This is a genomic window from Mycobacterium sp. P4_H6 (assembly GCF_056400845.1).
Genome location: NZ_JBFUKN010000003.1, coordinates 107,414 through 124,180, shown reverse-complemented (window position 1 = coordinate 124,180; position 16,767 = coordinate 107,414). Strand labels below are relative to the sequence as shown.

Sequence of the window (16,767 nt, the reverse complement as noted above, 5' to 3'; positions counted from 1 at the left end):
GCTACAACCGCGCAGCTGCATACGCCGCCGTGGCGCTGTCCAGCCAGCCGCGCGCTGTCAGCGCTTCCAAAAACTGGGCATAACGCCCGGTCAGTTCGGATGCCCGTGCGGTGTTCGGTGTTCGCTCCCCCCGCCGGCGCACCATCGTCGCGACGGCTTCTTTGGCGGAACGGCCACTCGACGTCGCCGCCAGAATCGCCATGCCGAGGGCCGGTTCGTTCTGTTCGGGTATGTGGACCTGCCTGCCGAGCATGTCCGTCCGCATCTGCGACCAATACTCGTTGCGGGTCGCCCCGCCGGTGAAGGTCAGGGTGCCGTGCGTCGGGGCACCCAGCATGGTGACCCGGTCGAAACAGAGCCGTTCCAGGCATGCGACACCGAGGAGCAGGGCGGCGAACACGCCTGGGCCGGTGTCCGGCCGACCGAGCAGGAACGTCTCGGCATCCAGTGCCCGGAAAGGGAACCTCTCGCCCTGCGCGAGAAGCGGATACGCCATCGGACCGATGGGCAACCTCGCCGCCCTCGCGGTCAGGTCAGCAAGGTCGGCACCCGGGAACCACTCGGTCACCACCCCTGCCCCGCAGTTCGAAGCACCTCCGGGCAGCCACGCTCCGTCGGGGCCGCGATGACAGTAGAGCGAACCGGCCGGGTCGTGAATCAGCTGGGCTGAAACGCCTTTGAGCACCAAGGTGGTGCCGAGAACGGAATTCCAGGAGCCGATCCCGACGCAACCCGCACCGAGTTGGGCCGCACAACCATCGGTCATCCCGGCCACCACCGGTATTCCGGCGGGCACACCGGTCACCGCGGCGGCATCGGGACCGACCCGGCCGAGCACTGTGCCGGGCCGAACCACTGCAGGCAGCAGCTGTCGCGGGATCCCGAGGATGGTCAACACCTCGTCGGGCCACCGCTCCCGGACAAGGTCGTACCCGGATTTCAGCGCATTGCTGGCGTCCGTGGGGACGAGATGACCGACGAACCGAGTGGTGATCAGGTCGGCCTGGTGGCACAGCCGCGGCGCATCGTCGACCAGTTCCGGTTGTCTGTTCAGCAGCCACAACAGCTTCGGCAATGCCCAGGTGGGCTGCATATGCGTGTACCCGAGGGAACGCCACAGTGCCGCGCCGGCATCGTCGACGGCGCCCGCTTCCGTCACCGCCCGCGCATCGTCGTACATCAACGCCTCGGTGCGAGGATTTCCGGCGCTGTCGACGAGCAGTACCGAGCCGGACGTGGCGGTGACCGCGAGGGCCGCTACCGCGTCCGCGGGCAGGCCCGCCAATGCCGCTCTGGTCGCGTCGACGACCGCGGCCCACCATTGCCGGGGATCTTGCTCATGGCGGCCGGCCCCGCGGGTACTCGTCAGCGGCGCCGATCCCGCTCCGAAGACGTGTCCGTCATCGTCGACGACGAGCGCGCGTGCCTGTTGGGTGCCCAGGTCCACTCCGAGCCACAGCGGACCCGTTGAGCGCGTCAAGCGCCCGCTCGGCGTCATCGTCGACTCCTCATTCCTGTGCGCAGCTGCGTCTCGGTCAACGCGCCCATGGTGCCGTCGGATCCCGTTCGGGTGCACCCCAGATCGGGGGGTCAACCGGGGGCTGCGGTGGTGTCGCGGTCGGCAGGATCCGGGCTCAGCTCCAGTCGACGCTGAGGTACTGCGTCTCGAGGTACTCCTCGAGGCCGGCGCGGGCGCCCTCGCGCCCGATCCCGCTCTGCTTGACGCCGCCGAAGGGGGCCGACGGGTCGGAGACCAGGCCCCGGTTGACGCCCACCATGCCGGCCTCGAGCGCCTCCCCGATGCGCAGCGCCTCGGCCAGCTCGCCGAAGACGTATGCCGCGAGGCCGTATTCGGTGTCGTTGACGGTGGCCAACAGCTCGTCGAGGTCGTTCCAGACGACGATCGGGGCCACCGGACCGAAGATCTCCTCGCCGAGGAGCGGGTCGTCGGCGGAGAGGCCGGTGAGTAACAGCGGCGGATAGAAGTGGCCGCTGCTGCTCTCGGGCACCGCGGCGCGGTGCGCGATGGTGGCGCCGCGCTCCACCGCCGCGTCGACGAGCCGAGTGACACCTGCCAGCGCCTTGGCGGAGATGAGCGGGCCGATATCGCTGCCCTCCTCGGCGGGGCCGACACGGAGCGCCTCCACCGCCGCACCGAAGCGGCCGATGAACTCCTCGGCCACGTCGGCGTGGACGTAGAAGCGGTTGGCCGCGGTGCAGGCCTGACCGCCGTTGCGGAACTTGGCGAGCATCGCGCCCTCGACCGCAGCGGCGATGTCGGCGCCGGCGCTCACCACGAACGGCGCGTTGCCGCCGAGCTCCATGGAGGTGTTCACCACCCGGTCGGCGGCCTGACCCAGCAGGATCCGGCCGACCCCGGTGGACCCGGTGAAGGAGATCTTGCGGACCCGGGGGTCCGCCAGCCACGCCGTCACGATGGCTGCGGCATCGGTGCCGGGCACCACGTTGACCACGCCGTCAGGGATCCCCGCCTCGGCCATCAGCCGAGCTATCGCCAGGGCCGTCAACGGGGTCTCACCGGCAGGCTTGAGCACGACGGTGCAGCCCGCGGCGAGGGCCGGCGCGATCTTGCGGGTGGCCATCGCGGCCGGGAAGTTCCACGGCGTCACGAGGGCGGCGACGCCGACCGGCTTGTGGGTGACCAGCGTGCGGGTCCCGCCCGCCGGCGAGGAGCCGTAGTCACCGTGCGGGCGCACGGCTTCCTCGGCGTACCACCGGAAGAACTCGGCGGCATAGCCGACCTCACCGCGCGCATCGGTCAGCGACTTACCGTTCTCGGCCGCGATCAGTTCGGCGAGCCGGTCGGCGTCCCGGAGCATCAGCTCACGCACGCGGCTGAGCAACTCGCTGCGACCGCGCGGCGGAACGGCCGCCCAGGCGCGCAGGCTCCCGGCGGCCGCGTCGACCGCGGCCACCGCGTCCCTGGCGTCGCCGTCGGCGACGGAAGCGATCACCCGGCCGGTGGCCGGGTCCTCCACGTCGAAGGCCCCGGCCGAGCCGGTCCGCCACTGCCCGCCGACGAGCACACCGTGCTCGGCGGCGAGCGAGGCGATGGTGCGGGAGAGCGAGTCGCCCTCACATCGGGTGCTCAGGTCGGTCACGGATAGAGGCCTCTCAGCTCGTGGGCTCGGTGGACGCGCTCGACAGCCATGCAGGTGGCGGCCAGGCGCAGGGTCAGGCGGCGCTCCTGGGCGTAGCCCAAGACGTCGCGCCAGGTGCGGGTCATCCGGTCGACGAGACGTTCGTTGACCTCGCCCTCGCTCCACCAGTACGACTGGTTGGCCTGCACCCACTCGAAGTAGGACACGACCACGCCGCCGGCGTTGGCGAGGATGTCGGGCACGACCAGCACGCCGCGCGACTCGAGGATCCGGTCGGCTTCACCGGTCAGGGGGCCGTTGGCGCCCTCGACGATCACCCGGGCTCGGATCTCGCCGGCGTTGCCGGCGTGCACCACGCCCTCGACCGCGGCCGGGACCAGCAGGTCGACGTCGGCGGTGAGCACGTCGTCGCCAGAGATCGGCTCGGCATCGGGGAAGCCGACGATGCTGCCGGTCTCGTCGACGTATCGCTCGAGGGCGGCGATGTCGAGGCCGCTGCGGTCGTGGATGCCGCCGTAGACGTCACTCACGGCGAGCACCTTCACACCCTCCTCGGCCAGGAAGCGGGCTGCGCCGCGACCCACCTTCCCGAAGCCCTGGACGGCGGCCCGGGCACCCCGCACGTCGATGCCGGCGTGGTGCAGCGCCTCGACGGCGATCGCGACGACACCGCGGGAGGTCGAGGCGGCCCGGCCCTTCGAGCCGCCCAGCGCGATCGGCTTGCCGGTGACCACGCCCAGCACCGTGTGACCGCGGACCGCGGAGTAGGTGTCCATCATCCACGCCATGGTCTGCTCGTCGGTGCCGATGTCGGGTGCCGGGATGTCGTTGTCCGGGCCGATCAGCGGTGCGATCTCCGAGGTGTAGCGGCGGGTGATCCGCTCCAGTTCGGCGGTGCTGTACCGCCGCGGATCGACCCGCACGCCGCCCTTCGCGCCGCCGTAGGGCACGTCGAGCAGCGCGCACTTCCAGGTCATCCACATGGCCAGCGCGCGCACCTCGTCGATGTCGACGCGGGCGTCGAAGCGCACTCCGCCCTTGCCGGGACCGCGCGAGTAGTTGTGTTGTACGCGGTAGCCGCGCAGCACCTCGCTGGTGCCGTCGTCGCGGCGTAGCGGGATGCTCACGCTGATCTCGCGGCGCGGTTCGGCCAGCATCGCGAACACCGACGGGCCGAAGCCGAGCGTCCCGACGGCACTGGCCAGCTGCTCGCGGGCGTCGTCGAGGACGGTCCGCTCGCCCGCTTCATGCGCCACCGCTGTCATCGGGCCCGCTCCAGGCCTTCGGCGACGATCGTCAGCGCCTCGTCGAGCAGTTCGTCGGAGATGCTGAGCGGCGGGAGGAAACGGATGACGTTGCCCCAGGTGCCGCAGGTCAGCGTGATGACACCCTGGGCCTGGGCGTGGGCGGCGACGGCCTTGGCGAGCGCGGCGTCTGGCTTGCCGGTTGCCGGGTCGACGAACTCGGCGGCGACCATGGCGCCGCGACCGCGGACATCGCCGATGCGCGGGTCGGACTCCTGCAGCCGGCGCAGCCGGCCGATGAGGGTTTCCTCGAGCCGGCGAGCGCGCTCGAGCAGACCGTCGGCCTCGATGGTGTCGATGACGGCGAGCGCGGCGGCGCAGGCGAGCGGGTTCCCGCCGTAGGTGCCGCCGAGACCACCGGCGTGGACGCTGTCCATGATCTCGGCGCGGCCGGTCACCGCGGAGAGCGGCAAGCCGCCGGCGATGCCCTTGGCACTGACCAGCAGGTCGGGCACCACGCCGTCGTGCTCGACGGCGAACCAGGTGCCGGTGCGGCCGAAACCGGACTGCACCTCGTCGGCCACGAAGAGGGCTCCGTTGGCCGTGCACCATTCGGCCAGCGCGGCGAGGAAGCCCGGCGCCGGGACGATGAAGCCGCCCTCGCCCTGGACCGGCTCGATGACCAGCGCGGCGACCTGATCGGCGCCGACCTGCGCCTCGATCATCGCGATGGCGCGGGCGGCGGCGAGCTTGCCGTCGACCTCCTCGGCGTCGCGGAACGGGTAGGACATCGGCGCGCGGTAGACCTCCCCGGCGAAGGGGCCGAAACCCGACTTGTACGGCATGGTCTTCGCCGTCATCGCCATGGTGAGGTTGGTGCGGCCGTGGTACGCGTGGTCGAAGACCACGACGGCATCGCGGCCGGTGCGGGCGCGGGCGATCTTGACGGCGTTCTCGACGGCCTCGGAGCCGGAGTTGAACAGCGCGGTGCGCTTCTCGTGGTCGCCCGGGGTGACGCGGGCCAGCTGCTCGGCGACCGCCACGTACCCCTCGTAGGGCGTGACCATGAAGCAGGTGTGCGTGAACGCCTCGACCTGCTGGTTCACCGCGTGCACTACGCGCGGGGCGCTGCTACCAACGGTGGTCACGGCGATGCCCGAGCCGAGGTCGATGAGGCGGTTGCCATCGACGTCCTCGACGATGCCGCCCTCCGCGCGGGCCGCGAAGACCGGCATGGTCGTCCCGACGCCGGCGCTCACGGCGGCGTGTTTGCGGCGCATCAGCGCCAGCGAGCGGGGCCCCGGGAGAGCGCTGACGAGGTGGCGGGTCTGGTCGAGCGGAGGAAGCGGCATGGGTCCATGCTCGACCGGGTTTCCCATGCTGTCCAAGACCTATTCGACAATATCTCCATGCTTCTGAGGCATGGATTGCATAGGGTGAGGCCATGAGCATCGACCTGCGACTGCTGCGCTATTTCGTCGCCACCGTGGACGAAGGCTCAGCGACGCGTGCCGCCGCCGCACTGCACGTCACCCAGCCCGTGCTGTCCCGGCAACTGCGCCAGCTGGAGATACAGGCGGGGCTGCACCTGTTCGAGCGCGACGGCCGGCGACTGCGGCTTACCCACGCCGGCGACGAGTTCCTGCTCGGCGCGCGGGAGCTGCTGCGTGCGGCGGACGCGCTCGGAGAAGCCGCTCACACGCTGGCATCGGGGCGCCTGCGACGGCTACATCTCGCGGTGCCGACCACGACGCTGACCGACGTGCTGGCTCCGTTCATCGCCACGCTCGGTCGCGACGACCCGGTCCCGCTGCTGCGCGGGCTGGACCCGCGCGGCGCCGAGGCAGCGATCGCTTCCGGAGCCGACCTCGCCATCGTGCACCGCCCGCCGCCGCGGGCGCTGGCGTCACGGCCGCTCGCGGTGCTCCCCGTGCTGGCGTATGTGCGGGGCTGTGACCCGTGGGCCGACCGCGGCCGGGTCGCGCTGGCGGAGCTGGTCACCCGCAGCCTGGTCCTGCTGACCGAGGAGTTCCGTACGCGCACACTGCTCGACGCGGCCGCGGACCATGCGGGCCTGACATACGGGGAGGTCATCGAGTGCGGCAATGCCCAGGTGGCGCAGGCGCTCGCCGCGGCCGATCGCGGCGTGGCCGTCGTCTCGGACGACCCGCGCTTCGACCTCGTCCCGCTCGGCATCGATGCGCCCGGCGGCCCCGTCCGGATCCGGCTCTACGCCGCCTGGGACCGCCGCCACCACGCCGCGGCGGTCCTGGCCGGGCTCGCAGACCGGCTGGCCGCGTTCTGCGTAGCCAGGTACGGCCAGGACGTCGCCGCCGGGTGACGCCGACGCCTCCCGCCCGCGGAAGGGATACGGGAGGAAGGCGCCGGCCGGTGGGAGCCAGGTCAGGAGGTCGCGGGCGTCGGCCCGGTGCTCTGAGCGTCGATGCTCATCTCGGGCGGCTCCTGCCGGAAGCCCCGGGTGAGCACGGCGAGGTAGGCGACGCCGAGCACCATCCAGACCAGACCGAGGTACATGGCGGTGTGGCTGAGTTTCGTCAGCAGATAGAGGCACACGGCGGCGCCCGCGACGGGGACCACGACGTGGCCGAACACGCCCATCGGCTCGCCGCTGCGCCGCTGACGTAACCACATCGCCACCACGCAGAGGTTGACGAGCGCGAAGGCCAGGAACGCGCCGAAGTTGATGAACGATGTCGCGGTCGCCAGGGAGAGGTTCGTGGCGAACAGGCCGACCAGCGCGATCAGCGCGAGGTTGAACAGCGGTGTGCGGTACCGCGAGCTGAGGTAGCCGAACGTGCGCCGGGGCAGGACTCCGTCGCGGCCCATCACGTACATCAGCCGGCTGGTGCTCGCCTGGATCGCCACGCAGGAGGCCAGTCCACCCAGCAGGCCGACGACATTGAGCACGTCGGCGAAGTGCTTGCCGCCGGCGGCGGTCGCGATGGCGTACCCGGCGGTCGACTCGTCCTCGAACACGGCGCCGGGGTGGACCCACTGCAGAACCAGCGCGATGACGAAGAAGATCGCGCCACCGATGACGACGGTGAGCAGGATGCCGCGCGGCACGTTGCGCCGGGCGTCGTGCACCTCCTCGCTGAGCGTGCTGATGGCATCGAAACCGAGGAAGGAGTAGGCCGCGACGGCGGCACCGGCGGTGACCGCGCCGATCGAGGTGACCGGGTTCCACAGCGCATGCCAACTCGGGCCTGCCGAGTCGCCGCCCAGGTGGTGCACGCAGACGGCGACCAGCACGATCAGGCCGAGAACGGTGAGGGTGAGCAGCACCTTGTTGACCCGGTCGGCCAGCACGATCCCGAAAGCATTGATCGCCGTCGTGACAGCGATGATGACGACCAGCCACGCCCAGACGGGCAACACCGGGAACTGGACGTTCAGGTAGAGCGCCATGATCAACCAGGCGACCATCGGCAGGAAGAAGTAGTCGAGCAGGATCGCCCAGCCCGCCAGGAAGCCGATGCGGGAGCCAAGCAGCTTGCGGGCGTAGGTGTAGACCGAGCCGGACCGCGGGAAGGATCGGGCCAACTTCCCATAGCTCAGCGCGGTCAGCGCCATGGCGACGGTGGCCACGAGGTACGCCGTCGGGGCGGCTCCCATCGAGGCGACGGCGATCACGCCGAATGTCGAGACCACGACACCGGGCGCCATGTAGGCCAGGCCGAAGACGACGACAGAGGGCAGGTTGAGGCGGGGGACGAGGCCGGTGCGCCGGCTCTCGGCGACAGGAGCGGAGGACATGTCAGGACCGCCCTTCGGTGTCGGCGACGGCACGGCCGGCGGCGCCGCGACCGGCGCCCCAGGTCTCGGGGTCGATTTTCCCCCCGTAGAGCGGCAGCGCGACCGGGGTGTCGCCGGGGCGGAACTGTTCCCAGAGCCGGTTGAGGCCGGCGGTGCCGTGAAGGCGTACCCGGGCCGCCTCCGCGAGGTCGAGGACGTCGGTGAGCACGGCTGTCTCGGCGCCCGTCACCTGGGTGCGGACCCGACCTTCGGGGTCGGCGAGGAGGCTGCGGCCGATGCCGGTGGGGCCGGCGGCGTTGACGCTGGCGACGAAGACCTGGTTGACGATCGCGTTGGCCCGGGCCAGCACGACCTCCTGCTCGCGGTCGACGGTCGGTGTCTGCACCAGATTGAGGATCAGGTCGGCGCCGAGCCAGGCGAGCTGGCGGGTGATCTCCGGGAACCAGGCGTCGTAACAGATGGTGAGGCCGATGCGGCCGTGCTCGGGGATGTCGAAGACGACGAATTCGGTTCCCGGCGTGGACGTCTCGTACGGGCGCCACGGGGCGATCTTGCGGTACGCCGCGATACGCTCCCCCTCCGGCGAGTACACCGGAGCCGTGTTGTAGACCAGTCCGTCGTCGGCGATTTCGTAGACGCTGCCCGGGACCAGCCAGATGCCGAGCTCGCCGGCGAGTGCGGCCAGCGCGGCGCCGCGCGGGCCATCGATCGGCTCGGCGAGGTCGCGCGGGTCGACCGCCGCGGCGCCGGGTTCGACGGCCGGGGTGTCGAGGTGCAGCTCGGGGAAGACGACGAGGCGCGGGCCGGCCCGCTGCGCGACCAGCGTGCGCACGTCGGCGGCGAATCTGTCGAGGTCGCGCGTGGGCAGGGCGGGCGCCTGCACGAGCGCGATCGGGAGCGGTGCTGCCATGGGGAGGCCCTTTCGTGGTGCCGGTCACACATTTGTTAAACAAACTTTAGATAACGAATGGCGGTCGGTCAATGGGCCGGCGGGCAGACAACGAACCCTGTGCCACGATGGAGCCATGGCCAGACCTCGCGACCAGGCCGCCCGACGGGCCCAGCTCGTGGAGGCGGCGGCGCAAGCGGTGATCAGCCGAGGCGCGGCGAATGCGCGACTGCGGGACGTGGCGGCCGAGGCCGGACTGACCCCGGCCTCGGTGCTCTACTACTACCCCGACCTGGCCGAGTTGCTGGCCGCCGTCTTCGAGCGCGGCACCAGCACCTACATCGTGCACCGGCGCGACAGCGTCAACGCTGCGCAGGGTGCCTGGCCGCGCCTGCAGGCCTGCATCCGGTCGGGCGTCCCATTTCCCGGTGAGGCGGAGATGACCAGCCGGCTGCTCTACGAGCTACTGCCCGTGACGTTCCACGACGACAACGCAAACCAGCAGCAACGCCGGTTCGTCGCCGACCAGACCGAGCTCTACCGGCAGATCCTGGAGGAAGGCTCCGCCAGCGGCGAGTTCACACTTGTCGACGAGGCAGCGTTCCTCGCCCGCGGCTTCGTCGCCCTCGAGGACGGCTACGGCATCGAGGTGCTCTCCGACGCGGCCAGCGCCGACCACGTGCACGACCTGCTCGTGCGGCACGCACGGCTGGTCACCGGCGTCGTCGCGGCCGCGCACGCCGGCTAGGTTGTACGTTTCCCGCGCGACACTCCTCGCGGAATAAAGACCGACGAAGTGGTGCTGGGATCTCACATGTCGACTCCCCCACTCGGGCGCTACGGTGCTTATCTACTCGTCCAGGACTTCGAGACACGATCCCTTGCGTCGCGCGTGAAGGGCCTCGAAGACAGCGGGTATGGCACGGTGTGGATTGCCGGAAATGCACCGGGAGACTTGGCCATCCCGGAAGCCCTGCTCGCCGGATCGAACTCGATCACGGTCGGCACCGCGATCGTGAACGTCTGGGCCGAGGATGCCGACGTGGTGGCGGAAGCCTTCCACCGGTTGGACGGCCGCCATCCGGGACGGTTTGTGCTCGGCGTCGGCATCGGACACCGTGAGATGTCCGGCGACGTCTACCAGAAACCGTTCCCCACGCTGACCAAGTACGTCGATCGCTTGCTCGAACTCGGCGTCCCCGGCGATCAGATCATTCTTGCGGCGCTGCGCTCGAAGGTGTTGGAACTGTCCAAATCCAAGACCGCAGGCGCACTACCGTATTTCACCACCGTTGCACACACCGAGAAAGCACGTTCGGCGCTGGGCACCGACCGGACGTTGGCGGTGGTGCAACTCGTCGCCACAGACAACGATCGCGACGTCAATCGTTCCACCGCCCGCGAACACTCGGCGTTCTACCTCGGCCTGCAGAACTACGTGAGCAATCTGCAGGAAAACGGGTTCCCTGATCTACACGTAGGCGACGAGCCGAGCGAGGAATTGCTGCAGGCACTGGTTCCGCTCGACGGAGTCGAGGGCAGCCTCCAACGGATCGGCGAGCACTTCGAGGCTGGGGCGGATCACGTGGCCATCATGCCCCTGCCCACGGCGCACGACCCGTTCCCGGCGTTCGAGCTGTTCGCCGCGAAGCTGCAGCTTTAGCCGCGCCGGCGCGCCACGGGAGGCATCTCAGTCGAGGACCGCAGACTGGACGAGATCGGCGTAGCGCTGGTGCAGCGCTGTGCTGTGCTGTGCTGTAAGAGTCCTCCATGAGACCGGCGAAAGAAAGACGTAGGGGATCTGACGTTCGAGATCGACCCAGAAACACGTTGAGCCCGAGCCGATTCCACCAAACGTTGCCGCAGAAGACGGGAGCCCGCCGCGCTCACCCCGAATGTCCGGATTTGCGCGCGTCAATCCTCATGACCGGAAGTCGGTACCGTCGTCACCGGCCCGGAGTCGATACAGGCGGAGGGCGAGGTGCGTGTCCAGGCTGCTGGGTGCGCGGCGCCAACTCCCACCCAGGATGGTGTCGATACGGTCGATGCGTTGCCGCACCGTGCTCACATGGACATGGAGGGCCGTCGCCGTCCTGGCCAGGTGTCCGCCGTTCTCCGAGTAATGCCAAGCTGTTTCACACAGCTGCGTGTGGCGATCCAGGTCGTAGGAGATCAGCGGACCGAGGAAACGGTCGATCAGCCGGGCCACCCACTTCTCATCTCGCACACCGGAAATCGCTCCGGCCAGACCTAGGCCCACGACGTCGGAAGATCCGTGAGATCGGCCCAGCGCTCGCATCGCCGATACCACGGCGCGCGCCTCGTCGTGCGCGGCCCGCACCGCGGCAACGCCGGACGMTCTCGCACTGCCGACCAAGACCGAAAGTCCTTCGGCTTTCAACGTATCGGCGATCGTCGCGCCCCGTTTGTGCGTTTCCATGGCGGGGCAGAGCACGCAGATGTGCCCTGCATGTACCGCGACAACAGCGGGAGTGCCGGCCGTCGCGGTCTTGATCGCCGAGACCGTCGAGCTCTGCTGCACCGACGCCGGCCCTTCGCACACGTGCACATCGAGAGCTTCACCCTTGGTGAAACCGTAGGACTGCAGCCGCAGTTGCAGCGCAGGCTCCGTGCGTTCGCGCATGTTCATCAGCAGTTCGATCAATTCGAACTGTTCCCGGTTGAACGAGGCCTCCAGCGTCCGCTCGAACAGATGGGCAGTCGACACGAAAACCGATGCACGGGAGATGATATCGCGTCTCCCCCGCGCGTCCTCCGCAACGAGAGTCGCGAGATGTTCCGCTCCCGCGGATACCGCCATGACGAGCAGTGCGATGTCACCGGCTTTGACTGCGACTGCGCCCTGTTCGCGATGGGAAATCGTCGCCGACGTCCTCGCCTCCGGCGTGCACAGCCACCCGTCGGCTGCTACGGACTGCCCGACAATGAGATTGCCATCAGGATCGTGGATGCTCACCGGTCCGCCGAGGAACTCGCCGAGCACGTCGATGATGCCCACCAGGGCGCTCGAGCCGCGTAGGGCGGCCATGAGACGGTCGTCGAGGAGTAGCAGTGACTCCAGTTCGTGCTGACGGCGCTCCGTCGACGACACGGTCTGCGACAGTGCGGCCCGGAGCCCGGTGGCTTCTCGCCGGATGCGCAAGTGTTCGAAGGCAACACCAGCCTGTGCGGCGATGTCGACCAAGGCGGCCACCGACTGTTCGGAGAACTCGTGGGGCCGTCGGCATGCCACGAGGAGCGCCGCCACCACTCGGCCGCCGACCCGGATCGGCGCCCCCAGGATCGAACGAACGCCTTCACCACGGACGATGGCATCGATACCGGGCAGATGGTTCATGTTCGGGTCCGTGAGGTAGTCGCTGGTCTGCACCGGTGCATTTCCCGCAGCGACGGCTCCCAGGATGCCGGTCCCGAGCGGCATCCGGATGGAGCGGTAGGCGTCGGTCTGCACACCGACGCCCTCTTCGATGCACGTCTCGCCGCTCTCCAGGTCGTTGACGCTGAGATATGCCATGTCGGAAGCCAAGAGGGTCCGGGCGCGACGCAAGATTCCCTGTAGTACCACTCCACGGTCCCGGACGCTGGTGAGGTCCTCCGCGCACTCGCGGAGCGCGCGGCGCACGTCGTCCGTCGAGGGAGGCGCCAGCACAGGCGCGCCGCCGATCTCACACATGTCATCTGCTGCCATCTTCTGAGTCTATATATGGCACTCTGCGCTGTATGCGAGCCCGCAATCTTCCGCCAGAGTGAGTGGCGCCACAAAAGTGAAGGAGATTGCAGTGGTCGATATGAAGGTGCACGTCCTCTCCACCGGCGTCATGGAGACGGACTTGACGTGGTTGCTGCTGAAGGGTGGCCGCACCATCCGCGACCGGAACCACAAGAACGACCCGGTGGTCTGGGGAGAATGCCCCACCCATGCCGTGCTGATCGATCACCCAGAGGGAAAGGTTCTGTGGGACACCGGAGTCCCACGCGACTGGGAGCAGCGGTGGGCACCGACCGGGTTTCACGAGTTCTTTCCGGTCAGCGATCCGGCGGACGGGCCGGGTTACCTCGACACGTCGCTGGCGAGCCTGGAGCTCACCGCCGGCGATATCGACATCCTGATCTTGTCTCATCTGCACTTCGATCACGCCGCCAACGCGAAGATGTTCGTCAACCCGAAGACGCGGATCCTCGCCCAAGCTGACGAGATCGAAGGCGCACGGGGCATCACCGGATACTCCAGCGGCGCGCACATCGTCAGCGATTACGACGGCCTGGATCTGGAAGCGGTCCACGGAGATGCCGAGATCCTTCCCGGCGTGAACGTGATCCACACTCCTGGTCACACATGGGGAACCATGTCGTTGCAGCTGGACCTCGAGAACGACGGCACCAAGATCTTCACCTCCGATGCGGTGTACCTCGGCGACAGTTGGGGACCGCCTGCCACCGGCGCCGCGATCGTCTGGGACAACGTCCGTTGGCTCGAGTCGGTGGACAAGCTGCGCGGTATCGCGGACCGCACCGGGGCGGAAGTGATCTTCGGACACGACGCCGCACAGTTCAAGACACTGCGGCTCGCGCCCGACAGCTACTACACCTAGACGGGTATTGGCACTTGATTCTCTACGACTTCGGCTGCGCGAACGGACACCGTTTCGAGCATGTCTTGCCGAGTATGAACTCCGCGGCACCCGACTGCGTCGTGTGCGGCAGCGCTACCCGACGGCGAATCTCGAACGTGCACATCGGCGGAATGGCGAAGGCGGGGCCCAGCCGCGAACAAATGCCGAACACGTGGCGGGCAGTGAGGCAGGGCGACAGGGAAACCGTTGCCCGTTGGCACGAGCTCGCCCGTAAGCGTGAGRCACTCGAAGAGCGGAACCCGGAGCTGGCCGGCGACCGCCGCCCCGTGCTCGCTCACGAAGGGATCTTCGCCGACAACCCCCTCCGCGCGGGCGACGACATCCAGGCATCCGTTGCTAGCGCGCTCGCGACATCTGCGGGCAGTCGCTGCGACGGCCACGCAACATCGAAACCCACTGCAAAGGAGCGTGATTCGGCGTGAAGGTCATCGGAGCCGTACTCGAGGAAATCGGCATGTCGCGGCCCTACGCCGAGTCCCGGCCGATCCGCCTCCGTGAGGTCGATCTGGATCCGCCCGGACCGGGCGAGCTTCTGGTCAAGATCGAGGCCGCGGGGCTGTGCCACTCCGACCTGTCCGTCGTGGACGGCAACCGGGTCCGTCCCGTCCCCATGCTCCTCGGGCACGAGGCTGCGGGGCGGGTGGTCGACGTCGGGCCGGGAGTGGACGACCTGCGCCCAGGCCAGCGGGTCGTGATGGCGTTCTTGCCACGATGCGGCGAGTGCGCGAACTGTCGGACCAACGGAAGACTGCCCTGCACCCCCGGTTCGGCCTCGAACAACGCGGGCGAACTGCTCGCAGGAGGCCGCCGACTGCATCGCGACGGCGAGGTCGTACACCATCACTTGGGCGTCTCCGGCTTCGCCGACCATGCGGTGGTCGACCGTCGTTCCGTCGTGCCGGTGGATGACGACATCCCACCGCAGATTGCGGCCGTCCTCGGCTGTGCGGTCCTTACCGGGGGCGGCGCCGTCATCAACGCCGGTGATCCGCAGGAGGGCGACACCGTCGTCGTCGTCGGGCTCGGCGGTGTCGGCATGGCCGCACTGATCACCGCGGTGTCGCTCGGGCACGGCCCGGTGATCGGCATCGACGCCGTTGCCGACAAACTGGAGCGCGCCCGCGAGCTGGGCGCGACCGCCGTGTACACACCACGAGAAGCGATCGAGGCCGGCCTCAAGGCACCGATCGTCATCGAGGCGGCAGGCAACGCCCGCGCCTTCGAAACCGCGGTACAGGTGACTGGCATGGGCGGCAAGACGATCACTGTCGGCTTGCCCGCGCCCACGGCAACGGCCACCATCACCCCGCTCGGGATCACCGCGGAAGCACGCACGATCGTCGGCAGCTACCTCGGATCGGCCGTTCCTTCACGGGACATCCCCATCTTCGCCCAATTATGGCGTGAGGGTCGGCTTCCGGTCGAGGTGCTCATCTCCTCGACGATCACGCTCGACGAGATCAACCAGGCAATGGACAACCTTGCCGATGGCGCCGCCGTCCGCCAGGTGATCCTGTTCGAGAACGGAGTAAACGCATGACCGCACAACTCGTTGGGCAGCAACGGAACACGACACCACGCGAGCGGGAACTTCTCGCGACGATCCCCACGGGACTGTTCCTCGCCGGCGAATGGCGTGAATCGTCGACCGGCTCGAGATTCCCGGTGGAAGACCCCTCCACTGCCCAGGTATTGGTGTCGGTTGCCGACGCCTCGCCGGAGGACGCACGTGCCGCGCTGGGCGCAGCCGCTGCGGCACAAGAGAAATGGGCAGCGACGCCGCCGCGAGTTCGCAGCGAGTTGCTGCGCAAGGCGTACGAGGCGGTCCTCGCCCGGGCTGACGACTTCGCGATTCTCATCTCCATGGAAATGGGAAAGTCGTTGTCCGAGGCCAGAGGTGAAGTCAACTACGGCGCCGAGTTCCTCCGCTGGTTCAGCGAGGAGGCGGTGCGCATCGACGGTCGGTACACGACATCACCCGACGGCAACTCACGTCTGCTCGTGCTGAAGAAGCCGGTGGGGCCCTGCCTGCTGATCACACCGTGGAACTTCCCCCTCGCCATGGCGACACGCAAGATCGCCCCGGCGCTCGCAGCAGGATGCACGATGGTCGTCAAACCCTCGGAGCTCACACCGCTGACGACCTTGCTGTTCGCACAGATCCTCGACGAAGTCGGCGTGCCCGCAGGCGTGGTCAACGTGATACCCACGACGCAGGCGGGAGCTGCAGCAGGACCGCTGATCGCCGATCCGCGGCTGCGGAAGCTGTCGTTCACGGGCTCGACGGCAGTCGGCCAGAAGCTGCTCGAACAGGCGTCCGCCAACGTGCTGCGCACGTCGATGGAATTGGGTGGCAACGCACCGTTTCTGGTCTTCGAGGACGCGGACGTCGACGCGGCGATCGAAGGCGCGCTCGCGGCGAAGCTACGCAACATCGGACAGGCATGCACCGCGGCCAACCGCTTCTACGTGCACGAGGACGTTGCCGGCGAGTTCGTGCAGCGCCTGGCCGCCCGTTTCGAGGCCAAACGCGTCGGCCGCGGCACCGAGGAAGGTGTGGATCTGGGTCCGCTGATCGATGAGAAGAGCCGCGGCAAGGTTGCGGCCCTGGTCGAGGATGCAGTGCGCCGGGGCGCCCAAGTCGCTACCGGTGGTTCCCCAGTTCCGGGCGACGGATGGTTCTACCAGCCGACCATCCTGACCGAGGTACCGAGCGACGCGAAGATTCTCTCCAGCGAGATCTTCGGCCCCGTGGCACCGGTCGTCACCTTCCGCACCGAGGACGAGGCCGTTGCCTTGGCCAATGCGACTCCGTTCGGTCTGGTCGCATACGTCTACACACGCGACATAGGACGCACGCTGCGCCTCCCCGAGCGTCTGGAAACCGGGATGCTTGGCCTGAATTCGGGTGTGATCTCGAATCCCGCCGCGCCCTTCGGCGGAGTGAAGCACTCCGGCGTCGGCCGCGAGGGCGGCAGCGAAGGAATCAACGAATACCTGGAGACGATGTACGTCGGCATCTCCGGACTGTGATCCACATCCGGTAGAGGTGCACGCACGACAACTCAAGTCCAACAACG

Annotated in this window: 13 protein-coding genes; 6 read left to right on the top strand and 7 right to left on the bottom strand. The window is 68.6% G+C overall.

Annotated features, from left to right (window positions below):
- Nucleotide 1: 1 nt before the first annotated feature.
- From AC1DTF_RS02370 to gabT, 4 genes are all read right to left on the bottom strand, one after another.
- Entirely contained in the window at nt 2–1,498 is a 1,497-nt protein-coding gene (locus AC1DTF_RS02370) for an FGGY-family carbohydrate kinase (RefSeq protein WP_477472894.1), read from the bottom strand.
- Nucleotides 1,499–1,634: 136 nt separating this feature from the next.
- A complete protein-coding gene (locus AC1DTF_RS02365) occupies nt 1,635–3,074 on the bottom strand; it encodes an NAD-dependent succinate-semialdehyde dehydrogenase (protein ID WP_477472941.1) in 1,440 nt (479 codons plus the stop codon).
- A 44-nt stretch (nt 3,075–3,118) separates the two neighbouring features.
- Nucleotides 3,119–4,387: a Glu/Leu/Phe/Val family dehydrogenase gene (locus tag AC1DTF_RS02360; protein ID WP_477472893.1), complete on the bottom strand. Its 1,269-nt coding sequence runs from the start codon at nt 4,385–4,387 to the stop codon at nt 3,119–3,121.
- Entirely contained in the window at nt 4,384–5,718 is a 1,335-nt protein-coding gene (gene gabT, locus AC1DTF_RS02355) for a 4-aminobutyrate--2-oxoglutarate transaminase (RefSeq protein ID WP_477472892.1), read from the bottom strand. Before gabT ends, AC1DTF_RS02360 begins: the two co-directional genes overlap by 4 nt.
- 92 nt (nt 5,719–5,810) lie before the next feature.
- On the opposite strand from gabT, the gene AC1DTF_RS02350 reads away from it, so the two are divergent.
- Nucleotides 5,811–6,707 (top strand): LysR family transcriptional regulator, encoded by an 897-nt coding sequence (locus AC1DTF_RS02350; protein ID WP_477472891.1) that lies wholly within the window; start codon nt 5,811–5,813, stop codon nt 6,705–6,707.
- Nucleotides 6,708–6,769: 62 nt separating this feature from the next.
- Here the strand turns inward: AC1DTF_RS02350 and AC1DTF_RS02345 are convergent, their stop codons facing one another.
- Nucleotides 6,770–8,143 carry an APC family permease gene (locus AC1DTF_RS02345; RefSeq protein WP_477472890.1) on the bottom strand — a complete coding sequence of 458 codons (1,374 nt, stop codon included), beginning with the start codon at nt 8,141–8,143 and terminating at the stop codon, nt 6,770–6,772.
- 1 nt (nt 8,144) lies between these two features.
- Complete coding sequence (locus AC1DTF_RS02340; RefSeq protein WP_477472889.1) at nt 8,145–9,053, bottom strand: carbon-nitrogen hydrolase family protein; 909 nt, start codon at nt 9,051–9,053, stop codon at nt 8,145–8,147.
- 115 nt (nt 9,054–9,168) lie between these two features.
- Between AC1DTF_RS02340 and AC1DTF_RS02335 the strand changes: the two genes are divergently transcribed.
- The gene (locus AC1DTF_RS02335) at nt 9,169–9,780 is read left to right on the top strand and encodes a TetR/AcrR family transcriptional regulator (protein ID WP_477472888.1); all 612 of its coding nucleotides are present in this window, start codon (nt 9,169–9,171) and stop codon (nt 9,778–9,780) included.
- Between the two features lie 66 nt (nt 9,781–9,846).
- A complete protein-coding gene (locus AC1DTF_RS02330) occupies nt 9,847–10,695 on the top strand; it encodes a TIGR03620 family F420-dependent LLM class oxidoreductase (protein WP_477472887.1) in 849 nt (282 codons plus the stop codon).
- Nucleotides 10,696–10,953: 258 nt separating this feature from the next.
- Here the strand turns inward: AC1DTF_RS02330 and AC1DTF_RS02325 are convergent, their stop codons facing one another.
- Nucleotides 10,954–12,741 carry a helix-turn-helix domain-containing protein gene (locus AC1DTF_RS02325; protein WP_477472886.1) on the bottom strand — a complete coding sequence of 596 codons (1,788 nt, stop codon included), beginning with the start codon at nt 12,739–12,741 and terminating at the stop codon, nt 10,954–10,956.
- Between the two features lie 100 nt (nt 12,742–12,841).
- On the opposite strand from AC1DTF_RS02325, the gene AC1DTF_RS02320 reads away from it, so the two are divergent.
- The 3 genes from AC1DTF_RS02320 (at nt 12,842) to AC1DTF_RS02310 (ending at nt 16,720) form a co-directional block, all read left to right on the top strand.
- A complete protein-coding gene (locus AC1DTF_RS02320) occupies nt 12,842–13,645 on the top strand; it encodes an N-acyl homoserine lactonase family protein (protein ID WP_477472940.1) in 804 nt (267 codons plus the stop codon).
- Between the two features lie 460 nt (nt 13,646–14,105).
- A complete protein-coding gene (locus AC1DTF_RS02315) occupies nt 14,106–15,227 on the top strand; it encodes an alcohol dehydrogenase catalytic domain-containing protein (RefSeq protein ID WP_477472885.1) in 1,122 nt (373 codons plus the stop codon).
- Nucleotides 15,224–16,720, top strand: coding sequence for an NAD-dependent succinate-semialdehyde dehydrogenase (locus AC1DTF_RS02310; RefSeq protein ID WP_477472884.1), 1,497 nt, complete (start codon nt 15,224–15,226; stop codon nt 16,718–16,720). Before AC1DTF_RS02315 ends, AC1DTF_RS02310 begins: the two co-directional genes overlap by 4 nt.
- Nucleotides 16,721–16,767: the final 47 nt, after the last annotated feature.